Source organism: Kribbella qitaiheensis (assembly GCF_014217565.1).
In the GTDB taxonomy this organism is placed as follows: Bacteria; Actinomycetota; Actinomycetes; order Propionibacteriales; family Kribbellaceae; genus Kribbella; species Kribbella qitaiheensis_A.
Genome location: NZ_CP043661.1, coordinates 717,280 through 737,099, shown reverse-complemented (window position 1 = coordinate 737,099; position 19,820 = coordinate 717,280). Strand labels below are relative to the sequence as shown.

Sequence of the window (19,820 nt, the reverse complement as noted above, 5' to 3'; positions counted from 1 at the left end):
GGCCAGAGGTTACCGGTGCACGGCCCAGCCACGCTCGGTCAGTACCCGGACCAGCTGCTCGACCGAGTCCGGCTTGACGTCCAGCTCGACCTCACCGACCGGGCGGCCGGGGCTGTGGTCGATCCGCAGGTCCTCGACGTTCGCGCCGGAAGCGGCCGCGTCGTTGAACAGCCGGGCCAGCTGACCGGGCCGGTCGGGAATCGTGACGAGCACCGGAACGAGCTCGATGTGCGGTGCGCCGTGCTTGCCAGGCACCCGGACGGCGCCGGAGACGCCACGGTTCAGTACTGCGGTGACCTCCTCGGCCGACTCTTCCTTGCCCAGGGCAATGAGTAGCCGGTCCAGCTCGTCGCGAATCCCTTCCAGCAGGCCGCTCAGGGCCGGCGAGTTGGCCGAGACGATCTGGGTCCACAGGCCGGGGTCGCTGGCCGCGATCCGGGTGACGTCACGAACGCCCTGGCCGGACAGCTCCAGGTGCGCCGCCGGGGCGTCGACCAGGGTGCCGGCCGCGAGGGACGACATCAGCTGCGGCAGATGGGAGACGCGGGCCACCGCGAGGTCGTGGTCTCCGACGGACAGCTCGACAGTGCGCGCGCCGGCGGCCTCGGCGAGCCGCCGTACGAGCTCGACGGCCTCGGGAGAGCTGGTCTCGTGCGGCGTGATCGCCCAGGTCGCACCGTCGAAAAGGTCCGCACGGCCGGCCAGCGGGCCGTTGCGCTCGGAACCGGCCATCGGGTGGCTGCCGACGTACCGGGTGAGGTCCTCGGCCGAGCTGAGTGCGCGTGCCTCGGCCAGCGGCTTCGACTTCACGCTGGCGGCGTCGGTGACGATCGCATCGGTCTGCTTGAGCTGCTCCGCCACCACCGCGCCGACGTGATCGGGCGGCACGGCGACGACGACCAGCTGCGGCTCGATCTGGACCAGCCGCGAGCCGGCCCCGATCCGCTCGGCCATCAGCGCGTTGTCAGGATCGGCGTCGACGACCTCGACGACGACACCGAGTCGTGCGAGCGCGAGGCCGATCGACGTACCGATCAGTCCGGTGCCGACGATCCGGACCGGTCCGCGGAGCTCGGTCACTGGGCACCCGTCAGGTCCGGCCGGAGGCTGACCGCACCATGCAGGTAGACGTGCTGGATCTTCTCCCGCGACCGCGCCGACTCCGCGTGCACCATCATCCGGACCACTCGCGGCAGCGCGTGCGGCACGTCGATCTCCTGCATGCACATCAGCGGTACGTCGGTCAGGCCGATCTGCCGGCCGGCCACCGCGGGAAACTCCGAATGCAGGTCCGGCGTGACCGTGAACAGGATGCTGATCAGATCCTCGGACTCGAGATCGTTCGCCTGCAGCACCGCCCGGACCAGCTCCGCGGATCGCTCGAGCAGATGCTCGCGCTCATCCTTCTCGAGCTGGGTGGCTCCCCGGATCGCCCGTACCGCCACAGTGCCTGCCTCCTAGTTCGCCTTTACTCAGCCAGCCAACCCTAGCCAGTTCCCGGATCGGCTGCCTGTCCGTCTCGCATTCTGCCCCTAACGGAGCCGTTCCGCGGCGTCGACGGTCTGCTCCAGCAGCAACGAAATGGTCATCGGGCCGACACCGCCGGGTACCGGGGTGATCAGGCTCGCCACCTGGGCGGCCTCCTCGAAGTGGACGTCACCGACGTTGCCTTCGTTGTATCCGGCATCGATCACCACCGCGCCGGGCTTCAGCCAGTCACCCCGGACGAAGTTCGCCTTGCCGACCGCCGCGACCACGATGTCGGCGGTCCGGACGATGTCCGCGAGGTCGCGGGTTCTCGAGTGGGTGTAGGTGACGGTGGCGTTCGATGCCAGCAGCAACATTCCGACCGGCTTGCCGAGAATCGGGCTGCGGCCGATGACGACGGCGTGCGCGCCTTCCAGCGGTACGTCGTACGCCTCGAGCAGCCGGATGATCCCGCCGGGGGTGCAGGACCGGAAGCCCGGCTCGCCGAACGCCATCGCCGCGAACGCGTGCATGGTGACGCCGTCGACATCCTTGGCCGGGTTGATCGCCTCGAACGCGGCCCGCTCGTCGATCTGCGCCGGCACCGGGTGCTGCAGCAGGATCCCGTGCACCTCGGGATCGTTCGAGAGCTTCGTCAGCTCCGCGACGAGTTCCTCGGTCGTGGTCTCCGCAGGCAGTATTACGCTCCGCGACGCGATCCCGGCCTTCTTGCTGCGGTTCTGCTTCATCCGGACGTAGGTCGCGGAGGCCGGGTCATCCCCCACCAGCACGGCCGCCAGACACGGCTGGACACCGGTTTCGTCCTGCAGCTTCTTGGCCCGCTCAGCCGCCTTCGCCACCATCTCGGCGGCAAGGTTGGTGCCGATCATCAGGCGGGCAGTGGTTTCGGTCGAGGTCATGGCGCGCTCCTTCGGGCGTCGACGAACAGGTCGGTCACCCAGGCGCGCGGCTTCGGCCGGAAACTCCGGCGAACCGCTCCCCGGTGGTGATCCACCCGAACGCCAGTCGCGGTCCGCCTCGGAGTTTACCCGCCGGATCGGGTGGGATTCACCTCGGCTTTGCGCAGGATCACTTCGGCCACCTGCGGTGCGCCGGTTCCGGCCGACCACACCACCCGGACCGCCTCGATCTCCCGGCCATCAACCTGTACTGCGGTATAGGCACCCCGAAGAGCACCGAGCGACTCCCAGCCTGCAGGCGTCCTGATCTCCAGCCGACACTTAGCTGCCGCGTCGGTCCGCTGCAACACCGTGACTCGGTCTACCTTCGTCGGGACCGACGCAGTCACCGTCAGCGCGTCACCGGCAACCGGCCCGCCGGCGGCCGCGTACGCAGTACTGGTGTCTCCATCGACCGCAGCCGGCAGTGCCGAGCCGGCCGGAGTGCCGCTTGCCGTCAGCACCAGTTCCGAGCCGTCAGTCACCTGTACTGCGAACTCGCGAACCACCATCCAGTACGACGGGTTGGGCGCCAGCGCGCGATACCGGACGTACCGGGCCTGGGTGCCTGCCGCTGCGGTGACTCGTACTTCGGCCGTCGTGCCGCGGGTCAGCTCGGTCCAGCTCTCGCCATCGGCCGACCACGCGAGGGCGCCGGAGTGGAGGAAGCCGGTTGGGCTGCTGCGGTTCGGGTGTCAGGTTGACCTTCGGCACGGCGGCCTCGGCGGCGGGGATGAGGGCGAGGGAGTGGACGGCGATGGCGAGCACCGTGAGCAGCGTCAGACGGCGGCGTGGCATGGCGACTCCTCGGGGCGGAAGGATCCGCGTCGTCTATTCATTCACTGCGCGTAGGTGCTCTTCAAGTGCCTGCCGTGACGTCACTTCTTGATTGCCTTGACGACGAAGAGACGGGAGGCGTCGGTGAGTTCCTCGCCGTTCCAGCCGGCCCGGGCGTCGATCGAGCCGAAGCCGGCTGCTTCGAGGCCCGCGGTGATCTCCTCCGCAGTACGGAAGTAGAGGACGTTGGTCGAGACCGTGTCGCGGCCGTCCTCGAACACGTTGTGGGCGTCGAAGACCACGCGGCCGTTGTCGACCTCGGTGACCTCCATCCATTCGATCAGGTGGCCGACCGAGGTGTCGCGTTCGCCGTACGTCGCGTCGCGGCCCCACTGCTCCCACGCACGCGCAGCCGGGTTGCGGCTCTCGAAGCTGATCACTCCGCCAGGCCTCAGAGCTTCTGCGAGGGTCGCCAGGACGGCCGGGAACTCTTCGGTGCTGACGTACATCATCGTGTTGCCGCTGCTCAGCACGAGATCGGCGTCGCCGGTCTGGTCGACCGCGGTCGAACCACCGTCGATCCAGGTGACGCTCTCGGCACCGGGTTGTTTCCGCGCGTAGTCCAGCATCGTCTTGCTCGGGTCGACGCCGATGACCTCGCGACCGGGCGTTGCAAGAGACCGGGTCAGCAGGCCCGTGCCGCAACCGAAGTCGAGGATCTTCGTTGCCTTGAGCTCGTCGGCCAGGGCACGGTAGTAGGCGTGATCGACACCGTCCGGGTTGTCGAGGTCGTACAGCTCCACCAGTCGCTCGTCGCCGAACGGGTCGCCAGTCATGCGCGCACGCTAGAGCGCACCCAAACGGTCACGCAACGCAAATACCCCGGCCAGAACGGCGCTTGGTCAGAGGAGGCCGGCGTGGTCGAGGGCCACGTAGGCCGCGTCGGTGCCGGTCATCTGGCCGGGCTTACGGAGTTCGGTGCGGAATTCGTCGACTGTGAGCTCCACCGGGACGCAGTCCTCGGTTTCGTCCAGGTGTTGCTGCCCGTCCGGACGGCAGCCGCGAGCGATCGCTACGTACTTACGGAAGACCGACGACGAACTCGCCCACAGCCAGCCCACCACCTCGATCGATTCGCAGGTGTAGCCGGTCTCCTCTTCCAGCTCACGACGACCACCGGCCTCGGGGTCCTCCCCCGGATCGACGAGACCGCCGGGCAGGTTGGTAACCACCTGGTCCGGGCCGGCGCGGAACATCCGGATCGTGACGATTCGGCCCTCCGGCGTCAGCGGCAGCACGGTGACACCCGAGCTGAACCCGGAGTCCAGCTCCGGACCGAAGACGTCCCAGTCGACCTCACGCCCGTCGGGCAACCGGTACCGCCGCAACTTCACGGTCAGGAACCCGTCGAAGCCCGGCTTCTCTTCGAGCAACACCCACGGCTCCGGATCGGCAGGCCGAGGGGACCCATTGGGTCCGGAGCCCACACCACCCGAGTCGCCCGCCGGGGAAAGGGATTCTCCGGCGGGCGTCGATTCGGCTGTCACAGCGGGTTGCTGGTGTCCGGGTCTTCCGGGGGCGCGACCGGTGCGTCGTCGTCGGCCGAAGCACCGTCCGTGCTCGCGCTCTCGTAGTTGCCGCCGTTGACCGACTCGGCGGCCTCGGAGTGCGCGGCCGGCTCGGACGGCGAGGTGTCGGGCCTGGACTCGGACAGGATCCGGGCCAGCGTCTCCTCGGAGATCCGCTTGAACTTGCGCACCTGGGACCTGGTCCGGTCCAGTACGGCGACCTCGAGCTGGTCCGGCTCGAGCTGCCGGGTGTCGGTGCCGTCGTGGCCGAGTGCGTCCACCGCCAGCCGGAGGGCGCCCGCGAGCGAGATCCCCTCGGCATAGTGCTCGCCGATGTAGTCGGCGACCTGCTCGGCCGGCCCACCCATCACGGCGTACCCACGCACGTCGGCGATCGAGCCGTCGTAGGTGAGCCGGTAGATCTGGTCGGCAGCCGGCGTGTTGCCGATCTCGGCGACCAGGATCTCCACCTCGAGCGGCTTCTCGCCACCGGAGGAGAAGATCGCACCGAGCGTCTGCGCGTACGCGTTCGCCAGCGCCCGGCCCGTCACGTCGCGCCGGTCGTAGGAGTACCCACGCATGTCGGCGAGTCGGACGCCGGCGATCCGCAGGTTCTCGAACTCGTTGTACCGCCCGACCGCGGCAAACGCCATCCGGTCGTAGATCTCGGCCACCTTGTGCAGGGCGGGTGACCTGTTCTCCGCGACGAACAGGATGCCGTCGGCGTACTGCAGTGCGATCGCGCTGCGGCCCTTGGCGATGCCCTTCCGGGCGAAGTCCGCCCGGTCCCGCATCAGCTGTTCGGGAGAGACGTAGAACGGAACGCTCATGGAAATCCTTGTCTTCGAAGCGCGGGCAGACTCAGGTCGGCGAGCTGCTCAGATCAGCGAGGAGGCCGGGCCGTCGGGACGCTCGTGCCGGGCCGCCCACACGCTGTCGACGATCGAGGCCACCTCGTCCTCGGGCAGTCGCTTGTAGCCGTCGGCCGTGACCACGCCGATCACCGGGAAGATCCGCCTCAGCATGTCCGGTCCACCGGTCGCCGAGTCGTCGTCCGCCGCGTCGATCAGGGACTGGACCGCGACCGTGGCACACTCCGTCGCGGTCAGGTCCGGCCGGTAGAGCTTCTTCAGCGCGCCCCGGGCGAACAGCGAACCCGAGCCGACGCTGTGGAAGGCCTGCTCCTCGTAACGCCCGCCAGTGGCGTCGTACGAGAAGATCCGGCCGCCCTTGATCTCCTCGTCGTAGCCCGCGAACAGCGGCACCACGGCCAGGCCCTGCATCGCCATCGCCAGGTTGCCCCGGATCAGCGCGCTCAGCCTGTTCGCCTTGCCGTCCAGGCTGAGCGTCGTGCCCTCGAGCTTCTCGTAGTGCTCCAGCTCGACCTGGAAGAGTCTGACCATCTCTATTCCGAAGCCGGCCGAGCCCGCGAACGCGACCGCGGAGTACTCGTCGGCGGGGAAGACCTTCTCGATGTCACGCTGGGCGATGATGTTGCCCATCGTGGCCCGCCGGTCGCCGGCCATCAGCACGCCACCGGGGAAGGTGGCCGAGACGATGGTCGTACCGTGCGGAACGTCGGCGGAAAAGTCAGCCGATCCCAGGGAGCGTCGTCCGGGCAACAGGTCGGGCGCGTGCCCGGCCAGGAAGTCCATGAAGGACGAGCCACCTGGGACCAGGAAGGCTTCCGGCAACCTGCCGGAGGCATCGAATGTCATCTAGCGGTTCACTCCCCACCCTTTTGCACGAAGCCGCGGACGAACTCTTCCGCGTTCTCCTCCAGCACCTCGTCGATCTCGTCGAGGATCGAGTCCACGTCGTCGTCGAGCCGTTCCTTGCGCTCGGCGGCGTCCTCGGTCGACTTGACCTCGGTGACCTCTTCCTCGGTCGTCGAACGCTTCGGCTGCTTGTGCTGCTGCCCGCCGTCCTTCGCCATCGCACACACCTCCTAGAACCGCCGCCCGCGATGGCCGCCCAACCGACCCTCGCAGTGGTTTTTCTTTCTACGGCAGACCCTACCCGGCAGCGCCCCCAGTAATGGTGCGAACCAGGTCACTCGCGGTGTCGCACTGGTCAAGAAGGGCCCCGACATGAGCTTTTGTCCCGCGCAACGGGTCCAAGGTCGGGATTCGTTGCAATGACTCCTTACCGGGCAGATCGAAGATGACCGAGTCCCAGGACGCGGCCGCCACCTGACCGGCGTACTGCTGCATGCAACGGCCGCGGAAGTAGGCGCGGGTGTCCGTCGGCGGGTGCGAGACGGCCATCCGGATCTCCTCGTCGCTGACCAGTCGCTGCATCCGGCCGGACTTGACGAGCTTGTAGTACAGGCCCTTGTCCGGCCGCAGATCGGCGTACTGCAGGTCGACCAGGTGCAGCTTGGAGTCGTCCCAGTCGAGGCCGTCACGGTCGCGGTAGGACTGCAGCAGCTTCAGCTTGGCGACCCAGTCGAGCTGGTCGCTCAGCTTCATCGGGTCGGTGGCCAGCTGGTCGAGCACGTTCTCCCAGCGCTGCAGGACGTCCTTGGTCTGCCGGTCCGCGTCGTCGCCGTACTTGTCCTCGACGTACTTGCGGGCCTGCTCCAGATACTCCACCTGGAGCTGGACGGCGTTGATCTTGCGGCCGTCCTTCAACGTCATCTGGTGCGTACAGCTCGGGTCGTGGCTGATCTCGTGCAGCGCGAAGACCGGCCGGTCGACGCTCAGGTCGTCCGTCAGCCAGCCGTCCTCGATCATCGCGAGCACCAGCGACGTCGTACCGACCTTCAGGTACGTCGAGATCTCGGACAGGTTCGCGTCGCCGATGATCACGTGCAGCCGCCGGTACCGGTCCGGATTCGCGTGCGGCTCGTCGCGGGTGTTGATGATCGGCCGCTTCAGCGTCGTCTCCAGGCCGACCTCGACCTCGAAGTAGTCCGCCCGCTGGCTGATCTGGAACCCGTGCGCGTTGCCGTCCTGGCCGATCCCGACCCGGCCCGGCGCCGGTGACCACCTGGCGGCTGACGAAGAACGGCGTCAGGTGCCGCACGATCGACGCGAACGGCGTGGACCGGCGCATCAGGTAGTTCTCGTGCGACCCGTACGACGCGCCCTTGTTGTCGGTGTTGTTCTTGTACAGGTTCAGCGGTGGCGCGCCGGGGATCTGCCGGGCCTGCCGCGCGCCCTCCATGATCACCAGCTCGCCGGCCTTGTCCCAGACCACCACGTCGCGTGGGTTGGTGCACTCGGGCGCCGAGTACTCCGGGTGGGCGTGGTCGACGTACAACCTCGCTCCGTTGGTCAGGATGACGTTGGCCAGCCCGGTCTCCTCGTCGGTGAGCTGGCTGGAGTCGGCCACCTCCCGGCTCAGGTCGAAGCCCCGCGCGTCCCGCAGTGGGTGCTCCTCGTCGAAGTCCCACCTCGTCTTGCGCGCCAGTGGCTGCGTCTGGGCATAGCCGTTGACCACCTGGCTGGAGGTCAGCATCGGGTTCGCCCCTGGCTGGCCCGGCACCGAGATCCCGAACTCGGTCTCGGTGCCCATGATCCGCCGAACACTCATGCTTCGAGCCTACGCGGTAAGGCCGACTAAAGGTGTGGACGTGTCCACAGGGTTACATGTGAGACTGCCCAAATGGACGAACTCGTGGCGTTGCTGGACTCCGACGGCCGGGTGTGTGGTAGCGCGCCGAGATCGGTGATGCGGCGGGACAACCTGCGCCACGGCGCCACCGGAGTACTGGTCCGCAACAGCGCCGGCGACATCTACGTCCATCGCCGGACCCCGACCAAGGACGTCTACCCCTCGTACTACGACTTCGCGGCCGGCGGCGTCGTGGCGGCGGGTGAGGACCCGTACGACGCGGTTGTGCGCGAGCTCGCCGAGGAGCTCGGGATCACCGACGTCGACCTGGTGAAGCTGCCCGAAGGCGACTATGCGGATGACGCCACGTCGTACCACGCCTATCTCTACATGTGCGTCTGGGACGGTCCGGTCCATCATCAGCCGGAAGAGGTTGCCTGGGGTGCGTGGATGTCCCCCGCCGAGCTGATCGCGAGGCTCGACGACCCCGACTGGCCGGTGATGCCGGACACCGCCGCCATGCTCGGCCCGCTGGTGAGGTCGTTCGGATGACGATCACCGACAACGGCTGGGACAGTCGCGCCTGGCTGGAGGGCGACTGGCTGCATAGGGCTCCCCGGCGCCCGGAGGTCGGCCCACGACTGCTCGCCGAGACCCGCCTCCTCCCCTGGCTCGCTCCGCAACTCCCGCTGCCTATCCCCATCCCCGAGCCGACCGAGGACGGCGTACGCCATCGTCTGCTGGTCGGTGAGCCGATCGAAGAGGCCAGTACCGCGCTGGGCCGCGAGCTCGGATCATTTCTGCGAGCGCTCCACGCTGTGGATCCGCTCGAAGCTGTTGCGCACGGAGCACTGGATCCGGTGACGGCAGCGGCCGAGCGCGTCGAGATCCTCGCTGAGATGCGTGCGCAGGTGCTGCCATTGCTGTCTGGTGCCGACCGGGTCCGTGGCGCGGAACTGCTGGACAACATCGGCGGCCACACCACGCTGGTGCACGGGGATTTCGGGCCCGACCACGTCCGGGTCCACGATGGTCGGATCACCGGCATCATCGACTGGACCGACGCGCATATCGGCGACCCTGGTCTGGACCTGTGCTGGCTCCTGCACGCCACTCCGCCGGCGCTCTCCGAGGCAGCTGCCGAGACCTACCAACCGGAGCCAGAGCTGGTCCGGCGGGCCTACGACTGGTATCGACTGGGCCCTTGGTACGAGGTCGTCCACGGTCTCGGCACGGAGCAGCCGGAATTCGTGGAGAGCGGTCTCTCGGGAGTGCTGGCCCGGCTCTGACGCAACCATCGGGTAGGTGAGCGGCCACTCACCGATGTGAAGATCATCCAGACCGAAGAGACGGAGCCCGCGATGGCCGCCGGATCCGATGCGGAGTTGTGGGACCGGCTTCGAGCTGGGGACCAGGACGCGTTGGGTGAGCTGTTCGACCGGTACGCGGACGACGTGTATGCCTTCGCTTTCCGCCGTACCGCCTCTTGGACCACCGCCGAGGATGTCGTCCAGGCGACGTTTCTGAGCACCTGGCGACGGTTTCAGCGGAACCCACCAGGACCCATGACTGGACCTAGTGCCCGCGGCTGGCTGTTGGTCGTCGCCGGCAACGAATGCCGCGTCCTGTTCCGGACCACAAGGCGGTTCCGGACCATGCTGGAGCGATTGCCGGATCCCTCGCCCGGTCCCGACCATGCCGCCGAAGTGGCCCGCAAACTCGATGACGAACAGCGGATGTCCGCCATCCGCCGCGCGTTGGCGAAGCTCCCCCGGCACGAACGGGAGACGCTCGAACTGGTCGTCTGGTCCGGCCTGACGACGGCTGAGACCGCCGACGCCCTCGGCGTACCGATCGGCACCGTCAAGGCCCGCCTGCACCGCACCCGCCGCCGCTTCCCCGACCTGCTGTCCCGGATCGCGCTCTCCGAGGAGCTCTCATGACCACGAAGCTGGCTCCGCCGCGGGTACCTCCGCTTTCCGAGTCTCAGCGTGCCCGCCTCCGCAACCAGGTGATGCACCCCGCAGTACGCCGAACGCCGCGGCGCTGGGCCGTCCCGATTGCCGCGGTGGCTGCTGTCGCAGCCGTCATCGCCGGCGCCACCCTCGCCGGCCACTGGGGCGAGAAGACCGCGCCTCCGGTCATCAATTCGCCGGTGCCGGACGCGATCACGGTCGATCTGGGGCCGGCGAGCGCGGCCGAGTTGGCAAAGCTGAAGCAGAGTTGCCGAACCGCCCTGTACCAGCCTGCGGACGAGGTGCTGTGGAGCCGCAAGGTGAAACGGTTCGCCAGTCTCGACAATGCGAAGAACCTGACCGGCGTGGTGGCCCTGATGAGGGTCTCGCAGCCCAAAGCTCAGCCCGGCCACAGCCTGGGGATCCTCTTCTGTACCGCTACAGGTCAGGGTGACGATGTCCTCGACGGTCGCTGGACTGCCGGACCTACTCCGGCTCAGGGCATGCTCACGATCGACGAGCTGACCTACGTGCAAGGGGGCATGCCGCCGAACGGCGCTCCACTGATCGAGATCAAGGAGACCTGGGGAATGTACCGGGTGCGTCCCGAGATTACCCGGATCCAGGCACGCTGGGTCTGGTCGGGCGGCGCGAGCCCTTGGTACGAGGGCGTTGTTCAGGACGGGATCGCCTACGCGGACGCGACCGACAGCCTCACTCAATTACCCAAGCCACACAGCGTGCGCGAATTCCGGGCCTTCGACAAGAACGGCAACCCGGTGCCGCTGTCTTAGGGCTGGCGGCTGATGAAGCGGGTGACGGAGCGGGCGAGGTTGATGCCGACCAGGCCGCCCCAGCAGATGATGATCGCGATGGTGCCTTCCTGGGCGGCGGCGATGGCGGTGATCGGGATGCCGGCGGTGACCGAGATGATGGCCAGCGCTAGACCGCCCGGATCGCCTTCCTGGCTCGGCTTGGGGGCCTGCACCGGTGGGATCGCGAAGTGATGAGCGGTGTGCGCATCGAGTTTCGCGAGGAACCCGTCAATGATCTCGGGCTCGTAGTCCGGCCCCAGCTCCTGCCGCGCAGCCACAGCCGCGCGCAGGTCCTTGCGGATCTCTTCCGTCGCCATACGCTGACGGTACGCCGCGACCGGCTTGCACCGGATCAGGGGAAACCCTGACCAACTCCCCTCCCAGCACCGCCTCACGACAAGGGGATTGGTGGTCCCAGGCACCTGGCGATCAGACAGCCGTGGTGGTAGGGGCCAGTGGCCGTCCACAAGCACCAGCCGCCCCGGTCCGAGATGGACCGGGGCGGCTGGTGTGAGGTTTTACAGGTACTGACCGGTGTTGGTGGCCGTGTCGATGGAGCGACCCGGCTCGGTGCCCTGCTTGCCGGAGATGAGCGTACGGATGTAGACGATCCGCTCGCCCTTCTTGCCGGAGATCCGGGCCCAGTCGTCCGGGTTGGTCGTGTTCGGCAGGTCCTCGTTCTCCTTGAACTCGTCGACGCACGCCTGCAGCAGGTGCTGCACCCGCAGACCCTTCTGCTTGTCGTCCAGGAAGGCCTTGATCGCCATCTTCTTGGCCCGGTCGACGATGTTCTGGATCATCGCGCCCGAGTTGAAGTCCTTGAAGTACAGGACTTCCTTGTCACCGTTGGCGTAGGTGACCTCGAGGAAGCGGTTCTCGTCGGCCTCGGTGTACATCCGCTCGACCGTGCGCTGGATCATCCCGTTGACACATTCGCGCCGGTCGCCACCGAACTCGCCGAGGTCGTCGGCGTGCAGCGGCAGCGTGGGGGTCAGGTACTTCGAGAAGATGTCGCGGGCGGACTCGGCGTCCGGCCGCTCGATCTTGATCTTCACGTCGAGACGGCCCGGCCGCAGGATCGCCGGGTCGATCATGTCCTCGCGGTTGGAGGCGCCGATGACCAGGACGTTCTCCAGGCCCTCGACACCGTCGATCTCGCTCAGCAGCTGCGGCACGATCGTGTTCTCGACGTCGGAGGAGACACCGGAACCGCGGGTGCGGAACAGCGAGTCCATCTCGTCGAAGAAGATGATCACCGGCATGCCTTCGGAGGCCTTCTCACGGGCCCGCTGGAAGACCAGCCGGATGTGCCGCTCGGTCTCGCCGACGTACTTGTTCAGCAGCTCGGGACCCTTGATGTTGAGGAAGAACGATCTTCCCTCCGCACCGGTCTTCTCGGCCACCTTCTTGGCCAGCGAGTTGGCCACCGCCTTCGCGATCAGCGTCTTGCCACAACCCGGCGGGCCGTACAGCAGGACGCCCTTCGGCGGCTTGAGCTCGTGCTCCAGGAACAGGTCCTTGTGCAGGTACGGCATCTCGACCGCGTCCCGGATCTGCTCGATCTGGCCGGACAGGCCACCGATCTGGGTGTAGTCGATGTCCGGCACCTCTTCGAGGACCAGCTCCTCGACCTCGGACTTGGGGATCTTCTCGTAGACGTAGCCGGAGCGTGGCTCCAGCAGCAGCGAGTCGCCGGCCCGCAGCGCGATGTCGAGCAGTGGCGAGGCGAGCCGGACGACCCGTTCCTCGTCGGCCTGCGCGATCACCAGCGCCCGCTCGCCGTCGGCCAGCAGCTCCTTCAGCATCACCACGTCACCGACGACCTCGAAGTCGCAGGCCTCGACCACGTTCAGCGCCTCGTTCAGCATCAGTTCCTGGCCGAGCTTGAGCGCGTCCAGGTCAACTGATGGGCTCGCAGCGACCCGGAGCTTGCGTCCCCCGGTGAACACGTCCAGCGTGTCGTCGTCGTTGCGACCCAGGAAGGTACCGAAACCGGACGGCGGTTGCGCCAGCCGGTCGACCTCCTCCTTCAGGGCGATGATCTTCTCTCGGGCCTCGCGCAGCGTTTCCGCCAACCGCTCGTTCTGTGCGGTCACGCTCGCCAAGGACGTCTGGGTTTCGGACAGTCTGCTCTCGAGCGACCGGCTGTCCGCCGGGTGCTCCAACAACCTCCGCCGCAACGCTGCGACCTCGGCCTCCAGGTACCTGACCTGGTTACGCAGCTCTGCCGCGGTAGGACTCTCGTCTCCAGCCACGATCATCACCTCACCATGTGGGGCTCGACCCTATGGACCTTACCCAGAAAACCTCACCTAGCAAGCCGAATCCCATCACGTGTCGGTTGCGGATGAATCCGTTGCTCCCGGCGTGTCTCCGGGCGTATCGGACTTACGCGGCCCGGAATAGTCGTCGCCGTACGCGCCAGGCGCCGGCCGGCGCTTCTTCCGGGGCGCCTGCACGCCGTGCGCCATCCGCCGGGCGGTGACCAGGAACGCGGTGTGACCCTGCATCCGGTGACCCGGCCGGACCGCCAGTCCCTCGACGTGCCAGTCGCGCACGAGCGACTCCCACGAGCGCGGCTCGGTGAACTCGCCGTGAGCCCGTAGCGTCTCCACGACCCGGCTCAGCTGGGTCGTGGTGGCCACGTAAGCGCAGAACACCCCTCCCGGGACCAGGGCAGCCGCAGCGGCGTCCACGCACTCCCAGGGGGCGAGCATGTCGAGGACGATCCGGTCGACGTCCTCCTCGTCGAGCGACTCGACCAGGTCACCCACCTGCAGCCGCCAGGCCGGGTGCTCGGCACCGAAGAACCCGGTGACGTTCTTCCTGGCCACCTCGGCGAAGTCCTCACGCCGTTCGAACGAGATCACCTGACCGTTGATCCCGACCGCGCGCAGCAGCGCGGTGGTCAGCGCGCCGGAACCGGCGCCTGCCTCGACCACCTTCGCGCCCGGGAAGATGTCGGCCATCGTGACGATCTGCGCGGTGTCCTTGGGATAGATCACGGCCGCACCGCGCGGCATCGAGACCGAGTAGTCGGCCATCAACGGCCGGAGCGCCAGATACTCCACGCCGCCCTTGGACCGGACCACCACCGCGTCCGGCCCGTCGATCAGCTCGTCGTGCTCGATCCCACCCTTGGTGGTGTGAAAGACCTTCCCCCGCTCCAGGAAGACCGAGTGCCGCCGGCCCTTGGAGTCGGACAAGGTGACCCACTCGCCCGCCTGCAACGGACCATGGTGCACCCCGGAGAACGAGGCATCAGGAAAATCACGAAGATCAGACATAAGGCGCTCACCTTAACTTCCACCCACCCCCAAAGGGGATCGACCTGCGCGGGAAGCTCGCGGTGGTGACCCGCTTCCCGCCTCTGCCGGGTCGCTCAGGCAGGCCCGCTTCGCGCCTCCTGCGTCAGCCGCTCGATCCACCCGCCCCAGGACGCCGCGACCTCGCGCACCGGCTTCACAGAGCGTTGTGGGGGTTCACCCTGGCTGGTGGGGGTTCCCCCACTGGTATAGCGATGGGGGAACCCCAATGGGAGGGGCGGAGCACACCGAAGGGGGCCGAGCTCGCAGGTCGGCGCCACTCGGGGTGGGTTGACCCTTGGCGGATGGGAGGGGCGGAGCACACCGAAGGGGGCCGAGCTCGCAGGTCGGCGCCACTCGGGGTGGGTTGACCCTTGGCGGATGGGAGGGGCGGAGCACACCGAAGGGGGCCGAGCTCGCAGGTCGGCGCCACTCGGGGTGGGTTGACCCTTGGCGGAGCTTTCACCTGCCGCGGAAGGCCGCTTCGACGTCGGCCGTCGCCAGGACGCCGTAGACCTGGCCTTCGGGGTCCAGGACCAGGTACTCCGAGGCTGGGTGTTCGCGCAGGGTGGCGAGGATTTCTTCGCCGGTGTCGTTGACGCCGATGATGTGGCCGGCGGCGATCCGGGTGGAGACCTCGCCGACGGTGGTCCACGGGCGCTGGTTCGGGGCGACCGCGTTGACAGCCGATTCGGAGACCAGGGCGTGCGGTTTGCCTTCGCCGTCCATCACCACGACCGCACCGGCGCGCTGTTCCGACGCGAGTCGGACCGCTTCCGACACCGGCGTACCGGCGTGTACTGCGATCGCCCGGCGGGCAATCGTGCGTACCTGCAAGGCGGGCAGCTTGCGCCGCAACCGGGCCTGCATCAGCGACGCGGTCGAGCCCATCCAGAGGAAGAAGCCGACCAGCAGGGCGATCACGAAGTCGATGATGGTCGGCTGCCGGTCGAAGACCTGTTGCAGTACGACCGGCGCGGCCAGTACGGCCATCGCGATCAGCCGGCCGGCCCAGGCCGCGGCGATCGTGCCGGTGTGCATGTTGCCGGTCAGCTTCCACACGAACGCCCGCAACACCCAGCCGCCGTCCAGCGGCAGCCCGGGCAGCAGGTTCGTGACCCCGACGATCAGGTTCGCCAGGGCCAGCTCGAACAGCGCGACATACCCCACGCCTTCGTCGACAGCCCGCGATCCGAGATAGGCGACGCCGCCCACCAGTAGCGACGCGAGCGGCCCGACGATCGAGATGGCGAACTCCTCGAACGGGGTCTTGCGTTCGCCCTCGATGTGGGTGCCGGCCGCGAAGAAGCCGAGGTTGATCTCGGTCACCGGGATCTTGTACCGCATCGCGACCAGCGCGTGCGCCAGTTCGTGGATCAGGATCGAGACGGTGAACGCGACCACGAAGGCGAACGACGCGACGTACCTCCAGCCACCCAGTTCCGGGAACTGCTCGCCGATGACAGTGGAGAAGCCGAGCGCGAGCAGTACGGCGACGGGCAGCCAGGTGACCCGCATGGTGAGCCGGACCCCTTTGATACGCCCGAGCACCCAGGTGCCGGGCGGTGTACCGGCAGGCTGGACGGGGTTTTGGGGATCACGCGGCTCCGACATCGAGGTAACGCTACTGGTCGACAGGTAACACCGTGCTACACGCCCACGGTGAGCCGAGCTACGTAACCCTCCTGCACGCTGCCAGTGACAGCAGCCAGCTGCCGTACGCCGCCGTCGTCACCGTCACCGTCACCGAACACCATGTCGCGCTGCAGCGAGGTCCGGGCCAGGTTCTGTGTGCTCCCGTCGTACCCGCTGGTCGCGTAGACGGTCTTGCAGGTCTCCTCCGGCAGCGCGAGCTGCGAGGTCGCACTGATCTTCCCTGCAGCGGTCGCCTCGGACAGCGACGCGTACACCTCGAAGTGGATGTGCGGCCAGCGTCCGTCGTACGCCGCGGGGAAGATCGTGGTGAAGGTGACCTTGCCCTGGGCATCGGTCGCCTGTACTCCGCGGAGGTAGTTCTCGCCGCTGATCTCGTCGTCGTACATCGAGTACCGCCCCTGCGCGTCGCAATGCCACACGTAGACGGCCGCACCTGCTAGTGCCGTGCACTTCGCACTCTCCTGTACTACGAGCTCCACGGTCAGCGGCACCCCCTTCGCGACGCCGGAGGCCGATCCGAAGGACTTGGTCAGGTCCCTTCGCACGATCCCGGACGTGGTCAGCACGTTCGGGCCGTTCGATCCATCGCCAGGGAAGGGTCCAGCGGTCTCCTCGGGGATCTCCTCGGCGCAGGCTGCCGAGGTCGAAGCCGTCGACGAGCTGCTGCTGGACGGAGTACCGGCGCTGGTGCCGGCGGTCGGAGTGGTCGCCCTGCTCGGCGTACCGGCGATGTCCGTCGAGTCGGCGGCACATCCCGCCAGGGCGGCAATTCCAGCGCCTGCGAAAGGGCGGAGGACGTTCCGGCGGCGGAGGATGCCGAGGTCGTGGACCAGGCCCAGGTCGTGTTCGTGGGGATGGGTCATTTCGGTCTCCTCGGTCGGCTGTGCTGCCAAGACTGACAACCGGGGCCGATGGTTTCCCGAAAGTCCGCTGGGAGTTCGCTGTGAGCCCGTACAGCGGGTTGTCCACAGGCAACGTGCGGCGCGCGAGCAGAGTGTCGGTGGTCTCGCCTAGCCTTCCGGTATGAGTGTTGCAGCGGCAGTTGATGTGCACGGCCACCCACGGGGGGCACTGTCCCCGTCGCGGGCGGCGGACTTCATGAGCTGCCCACTCAAGTACAGGTTCCGCGTGATCGACCGCCTACCGGAGAAGCCGTCGTCGGCAGCGGTCCGAGGAACCGTCGTGCACGGCGTGCTGGAGCGCCTCTTCGATCTGCCGGCCGGCCAGCGGACGCTGGAGCGTGCCGCCGAAATGCTCGAGCCGCAATGGCAGCACGTGCTCGAAGCCGAGCCCGAGGTCGCTGAGCTGTTCGCAGAGGATGCCGGCGGCGAGGAGCTCGCGAAGTGGCTCGCCGAGGCCCACCAACTGCTCGGCAAGTACTTCACGCTGGAGAACCCGAACGCGCTCGAGCCCGCCGAGCGAGAGTTGTATGTCGAGACCGAGCTGGAGTCCGGCCTCACGCTGCGGGGGTACGTCGATCGTCTGGATGTGGCGCCGACCGGCGAGATCAGGGTGGTCGACTACAAGACCGGGCGGTCGCCGTCGGAGTTCTTCGAGGCCAAGGCGCTGTTCCAGATGAAGTTCTACGCGCTCGTGCTCTGGCGACTGCGCGGTGTCGTTCCGGCGATGCTGCAGCTGGTCTACCTGGGCAATGGCGAGATCGTCCGCTATGTCCCGGACGAGGCAGATCTGCGCGCCTGCGAGCGCAAGGTGTCCGCGTTGTGGCTGGCGATCACGCGAGCGCTCGAGTCGGGTGACTGGCGACCCAGCCCGGGCCCGCTGTGCGACTGGTGCGACCACAAGGCGCTCTGCCCGGCGTGGGGTGGCACTCCCCCGCCGCTGCCGGTTCGCTCGGTCGAGGAAGTCGCCGAGGAATCGGCCGGCGTCGACCTGGTCGGAGTCGACGGCTGATGGCCGCCGAAGGACCGGGTCTGATGCCGTTCGAAGGGCCGGAGAGCTGGCTCGCCGGAGTGCTAGCAGGTGCGGCTGAGGTCCGGTTCACACCGGTCGGTGCCCGGAACCCCCACCACTCTCGGATACCGTCCAGGTTATGAGTCACCCGCATCCCGACCTGGGACTACCGCCCCGCCTGCCGGACAACGCCCTGCGCATCGTCGCGCTGGGTGGGCTCGGTGAGATCGGCCGCAACATGACCGTGTTCGAGCACAAGGGCCGGCTGCTGGTGGTGGACTGCGGTGTGTTGTTCCCGGAGGAGCACCAGCCGGGCGTCGACGTGATCCTGCCGGACTTCAGCTCGATCCGGGACCGCCTCGACAAGATCGACGGCATCGTGCTGACCCACGGCCACGAGGACCACATCGGCGGCGTGCCGTACCTGCTGAAGGAACGCGGCGACATCCCGCTGATCGGTTCGAGGCTGACGCTGGCGTTCATCACCGCCAAGCTGAAGGAACACCGGATCAGGCCCGAGACGATCGAGGTCAAGGAGGGTGACCGGCGCAAGCTCGGCTCCTTCGAGTGCGACTTCTTCGCCGTCAACCACTCGATCCCGGACGGCCTCGCGGTGGCGATCCGGACGAAGGCCGGCGTCGTCCTGCACACCGGTGACTTCAAGATGGACCAGTTCCCGCTCGACCGCCGGCTGACCGACCTGCGCGGTTTCGCCAAGCTCGGCGAGCAGGGCGTCGACCTGTTCATGACCGACTCCACCAACGCCGAGGTGCCCGGCTTCACCACCGCCGAGAAGGACCTCGGTCCGGCCATCGACACGGTCTTCCGGACCGCGCCGGGCCGCATCATCGTGTCCAGCTTCGCCAGCCACGTGCACCGGATCCAGCAGGTCCTCGACGCCGCCAAGCTCGGTGGCCGCAAGGTCGCCTTCGTCGGCCGCTCGATGGTCCGCAACATGGGTATCGCCGGCGATCTGGGCTACCTGAAGATCCCGAAGGGCCTGATCGTCGACCTGAAGGAGCTGGAGAAGCTCCCCGATCGCAAGGTCACGCTGGTCTGCACGGGTTCGCAGGGCGAGCCGATGGCCGCGCTGTCCCGGATGGCCAACCGCGATCACATGATCCGGATCGGCGAGGGCGACACCGTGCTGATGGCCAGCTCGCTGATCCCCGGCAACGAGAACGCGATCTACGCGGTCATCAACGGCCTGATCCGCTGGGGCGCGAACGTCGTCCACAAGGGCAACGCGAAGGTGCACGTCTCCGGCCACGCCAGCGCGGGCGAGCTCGTCTACTGCTACAACCTGGTCAAGCCGCGCAACGTGATGCCGATCCACGGTGAGTACAGGCACCTGAAGGCGAACGCGGCGCTCGCCGTGGCCACCGGCGTACCGGCCGATCGCGTGATCATCGCCGAGGACGGCGTGGTGGTGGACCTGGACAAGGGCCGCGCCAGGATCACCGGCAAGGTCGACGCGGGCTACGTGTACGTCGACGCGATGACCGTCGGCGGCGTCACCGAGGCGAACCTGAAGGACCGCCGCGCGCTGGCCGAGGAGGGCGTGGTCACCGTCGTCCTGCTGGTCGACGCACACACCGGCAAGCTCGCCGAGCCGCCGGACTTCCTGGCCCGCGGCTTCGTCCACGACGACACCACCTTCAAGGCGGTCGAGCCGATCATCGCCGACACCCTCGCCAAGGCAGCCAGCGAAGGCATCGGCGAGGTCCACCAACTCGAGGAACTGGTCGGCCGCGCAGTCGGCAACTGGACCTACCGCCACTGGCGCCGCCGCCCGGTCATCATCCCGGTCGTCATCGACGCCTGACACCTCCCGCCAAGGGAGCCGGCG

Annotated in this window: 20 protein-coding genes, 1 pseudogene and 1 riboswitch; of the genes and pseudogenes, 6 read left to right on the top strand and 15 right to left on the bottom strand. The window is 67.8% G+C overall.

The window, feature by feature from the left end; genetic code table 11:
- Positions 1 to 9 precede the first annotated feature (9 nt).
- From F1D05_RS03155 to dop, 10 genes and pseudogenes are all read right to left on the bottom strand, one after another.
- The gene (locus tag F1D05_RS03155; protein WP_185445919.1) at positions 10 to 1,080 is read right to left on the bottom strand and encodes a prephenate dehydrogenase; all 1,071 of its coding nucleotides are present in this window, start codon (positions 1,078 to 1,080) and stop codon (positions 10 to 12) included.
- Entirely contained in the window at positions 1,077 to 1,445 is a 369-nt protein-coding gene (gene aroH, locus F1D05_RS03150) for a chorismate mutase (RefSeq protein WP_185445918.1), read from the bottom strand. Before aroH ends, F1D05_RS03155 begins: the two co-directional genes overlap by 4 nt.
- A gap of 87 nt (positions 1,446 to 1,532) precedes the next feature.
- The gene (locus F1D05_RS03145) at positions 1,533 to 2,387 is read right to left on the bottom strand and encodes a bifunctional 5,10-methylenetetrahydrofolate dehydrogenase/5,10-methenyltetrahydrofolate cyclohydrolase (RefSeq protein WP_185445917.1); all 855 of its coding nucleotides are present in this window, start codon (positions 2,385 to 2,387) and stop codon (positions 1,533 to 1,535) included.
- A 29-nt stretch (positions 2,388 to 2,416) separates the two neighbouring features.
- Positions 2,417 to 2,507: riboswitch (ZMP/ZTP riboswitch) on the bottom strand.
- A 5-nt stretch (positions 2,508 to 2,512) separates the two neighbouring features.
- The gene (locus F1D05_RS03140; RefSeq protein ID WP_185445916.1) at positions 2,513 to 2,938 is read right to left on the bottom strand and encodes a hypothetical protein; all 426 of its coding nucleotides are present in this window, start codon (positions 2,936 to 2,938) and stop codon (positions 2,513 to 2,515) included.
- Positions 2,939 to 3,304: 366 nt separating this feature from the next.
- Positions 3,305 to 4,039 carry a class I SAM-dependent methyltransferase gene (locus tag F1D05_RS03135; RefSeq protein WP_185445915.1) on the bottom strand — a complete coding sequence of 245 codons (735 nt, stop codon included), beginning with the start codon at positions 4,037 to 4,039 and terminating at the stop codon, positions 3,305 to 3,307.
- A gap of 66 nt (positions 4,040 to 4,105) precedes the next feature.
- On the bottom strand, positions 4,106 to 4,639 hold the full coding sequence (locus F1D05_RS03130) for an NUDIX hydrolase (protein ID WP_185445914.1): 534 nt from the start codon (positions 4,637 to 4,639) through the stop codon (positions 4,106 to 4,108).
- A 107-nt stretch (positions 4,640 to 4,746) separates the two neighbouring features.
- Positions 4,747 to 5,601: a proteasome subunit alpha gene (gene prcA, locus F1D05_RS03125; protein WP_185445913.1), complete on the bottom strand. Its 855-nt coding sequence runs from the start codon at positions 5,599 to 5,601 to the stop codon at positions 4,747 to 4,749.
- A gap of 48 nt (positions 5,602 to 5,649) precedes the next feature.
- Positions 5,650 to 6,489: a proteasome subunit beta gene (prcB, locus tag F1D05_RS03120; protein WP_185445912.1), complete on the bottom strand. Its 840-nt coding sequence runs from the start codon at positions 6,487 to 6,489 to the stop codon at positions 5,650 to 5,652.
- Between the two features lie 8 nt (positions 6,490 to 6,497).
- The gene (locus F1D05_RS03115) at positions 6,498 to 6,707 is read right to left on the bottom strand and encodes a ubiquitin-like protein Pup (protein WP_112238945.1); all 210 of its coding nucleotides are present in this window, start codon (positions 6,705 to 6,707) and stop codon (positions 6,498 to 6,500) included.
- A gap of 79 nt (positions 6,708 to 6,786) precedes the next feature.
- Positions 6,787 to 8,308: pseudogene (gene dop / locus F1D05_RS03110) on the bottom strand (depupylase/deamidase Dop).
- A gap of 72 nt (positions 8,309 to 8,380) precedes the next feature.
- Between dop and F1D05_RS03105 the strand changes: the two are divergent.
- The 4 genes from F1D05_RS03105 to F1D05_RS03090 are packed head-to-tail and all read left to right on the top strand — an operon-like array spanning position 8,381 to position 11,078.
- Positions 8,381 to 8,881 carry an NUDIX hydrolase gene (locus F1D05_RS03105; protein WP_185445911.1) on the top strand — a complete coding sequence of 167 codons (501 nt, stop codon included), beginning with the start codon at positions 8,381 to 8,383 and terminating at the stop codon, positions 8,879 to 8,881.
- Positions 8,878 to 9,618, top strand: coding sequence for a phosphotransferase (locus F1D05_RS03100; protein WP_185445910.1), 741 nt, complete (start codon positions 8,878 to 8,880; stop codon positions 9,616 to 9,618). The genes F1D05_RS03105 and F1D05_RS03100 overlap by 4 nt, the downstream gene beginning before the upstream one ends.
- 36 nt (positions 9,619 to 9,654) lie before the next feature.
- Complete coding sequence (locus F1D05_RS03095; RefSeq protein ID WP_246486386.1) at positions 9,655 to 10,272, top strand: RNA polymerase sigma factor; 618 nt, start codon at positions 9,655 to 9,657, stop codon at positions 10,270 to 10,272.
- Positions 10,269 to 11,078, top strand: coding sequence for a hypothetical protein (locus tag F1D05_RS03090; RefSeq protein WP_185445909.1), 810 nt, complete (start codon positions 10,269 to 10,271; stop codon positions 11,076 to 11,078). Before F1D05_RS03095 ends, F1D05_RS03090 begins: the two co-directional genes overlap by 4 nt.
- On the opposite strand, the gene F1D05_RS03085 is transcribed toward F1D05_RS03090, so the two are convergent.
- From F1D05_RS03085 to F1D05_RS03065, 5 genes are all read right to left on the bottom strand, one after another.
- The gene (locus F1D05_RS03085; protein WP_185445908.1) at positions 11,075 to 11,416 is read right to left on the bottom strand and encodes a hypothetical protein; all 342 of its coding nucleotides are present in this window, start codon (positions 11,414 to 11,416) and stop codon (positions 11,075 to 11,077) included. The two genes, F1D05_RS03090 and F1D05_RS03085, sit on opposite strands and share 4 nt — an antisense overlap.
- Before the next feature lie 201 nt (positions 11,417 to 11,617).
- A complete protein-coding gene (gene arc, locus F1D05_RS03080) occupies positions 11,618 to 13,360 on the bottom strand; it encodes a proteasome ATPase (protein ID WP_185445907.1) in 1,743 nt (580 codons plus the stop codon).
- A gap of 69 nt (positions 13,361 to 13,429) precedes the next feature.
- Positions 13,430 to 14,386, bottom strand: a complete 957-nt coding sequence (locus F1D05_RS03075) for a tRNA (adenine-N1)-methyltransferase (protein WP_246486385.1) — start codon at positions 14,384 to 14,386, stop codon at positions 13,430 to 13,432.
- Between the two features lie 480 nt (positions 14,387 to 14,866).
- Positions 14,867 to 16,018: a site-2 protease family protein gene (locus tag F1D05_RS03070; RefSeq protein WP_246486384.1), complete on the bottom strand. Its 1,152-nt coding sequence runs from the start codon at positions 16,016 to 16,018 to the stop codon at positions 14,867 to 14,869.
- A 35-nt stretch (positions 16,019 to 16,053) separates the two neighbouring features.
- Positions 16,054 to 16,923, bottom strand: a complete 870-nt coding sequence (locus F1D05_RS03065) for an intradiol ring-cleavage dioxygenase (RefSeq protein ID WP_185445906.1) — start codon at positions 16,921 to 16,923, stop codon at positions 16,054 to 16,056.
- A 160-nt stretch (positions 16,924 to 17,083) separates the two neighbouring features.
- Between F1D05_RS03065 and F1D05_RS03060 the strand changes: the two genes are divergently transcribed.
- Positions 17,084 to 17,971, top strand: coding sequence for a RecB family exonuclease (locus F1D05_RS03060; protein WP_185445905.1), 888 nt, complete (start codon positions 17,084 to 17,086; stop codon positions 17,969 to 17,971).
- A 139-nt stretch (positions 17,972 to 18,110) separates the two neighbouring features.
- Positions 18,111 to 19,796: a ribonuclease J gene (locus tag F1D05_RS03055; RefSeq protein WP_185445904.1), complete on the top strand. Its 1,686-nt coding sequence runs from the start codon at positions 18,111 to 18,113 to the stop codon at positions 19,794 to 19,796.
- The last annotated feature ends 24 nt before the right edge of the window (positions 19,797 to 19,820 follow it).

Excerpts from the sequence above, each read along its gene's own strand:
- F1D05_RS03145 (WP_185445917.1), bottom strand. The coding sequence starts at position 2,387 with ATGACCTCGACCGAAACCACTGCCCGCCTGATGATCGGCACCAACCTT.
- F1D05_RS03140 (WP_185445916.1), bottom strand. The coding sequence starts at position 2,938 with ATGGTGGTTCGCGAGTTCGCAGTACAGGTGACTGACGGCTCGGAACTG.
- F1D05_RS03135 (WP_185445915.1), bottom strand. The coding sequence starts at position 4,039 with ATGACTGGCGACCCGTTCGGCGACGAGCGACTGGTGGAGCTGTACGAC.
- prcA (WP_185445913.1), bottom strand. The coding sequence starts at position 5,601 with ATGAGCGTTCCGTTCTACGTCTCTCCCGAACAGCTGATGCGGGACCGG.
- prcB (WP_185445912.1), bottom strand. The coding sequence starts at position 6,489 with ATGACATTCGATGCCTCCGGCAGGTTGCCGGAAGCCTTCCTGGTCCCA.
- F1D05_RS03115 (WP_112238945.1), bottom strand. The coding sequence starts at position 6,707 with ATGGCGAAGGACGGCGGGCAGCAGCACAAGCAGCCGAAGCGTTCGACG.
- F1D05_RS03105 (WP_185445911.1), top strand. The coding sequence starts at position 8,381 with ATGGACGAACTCGTGGCGTTGCTGGACTCCGACGGCCGGGTGTGTGGT.
- F1D05_RS03100 (WP_185445910.1), top strand. The coding sequence starts at position 8,878 with ATGACGATCACCGACAACGGCTGGGACAGTCGCGCCTGGCTGGAGGGC.
- F1D05_RS03090 (WP_185445909.1), top strand. The coding sequence starts at position 10,269 with ATGACCACGAAGCTGGCTCCGCCGCGGGTACCTCCGCTTTCCGAGTCT.
- F1D05_RS03085 (WP_185445908.1), bottom strand. The coding sequence starts at position 11,416 with ATGGCGACGGAAGAGATCCGCAAGGACCTGCGCGCGGCTGTGGCTGCG.
- arc (WP_185445907.1), bottom strand. The coding sequence starts at position 13,360 with ATGATCGTGGCTGGAGACGAGAGTCCTACCGCGGCAGAGCTGCGTAAC.
- F1D05_RS03075 (WP_246486385.1), bottom strand. The coding sequence starts at position 14,386 with ATGTCTGATCTTCGTGATTTTCCTGATGCCTCGTTCTCCGGGGTGCAC.
- F1D05_RS03070 (WP_246486384.1), bottom strand. The coding sequence starts at position 16,018 with ATGTCGGAGCCGCGTGATCCCCAAAACCCCGTCCAGCCTGCCGGTACA.
- F1D05_RS03065 (WP_185445906.1), bottom strand. The coding sequence starts at position 16,923 with ATGACCCATCCCCACGAACACGACCTGGGCCTGGTCCACGACCTCGGC.
- F1D05_RS03060 (WP_185445905.1), top strand. The coding sequence starts at position 17,084 with ATGAGTGTTGCAGCGGCAGTTGATGTGCACGGCCACCCACGGGGGGCA.
- F1D05_RS03055 (WP_185445904.1), top strand. The coding sequence starts at position 18,111 with ATGAGTCACCCGCATCCCGACCTGGGACTACCGCCCCGCCTGCCGGAC.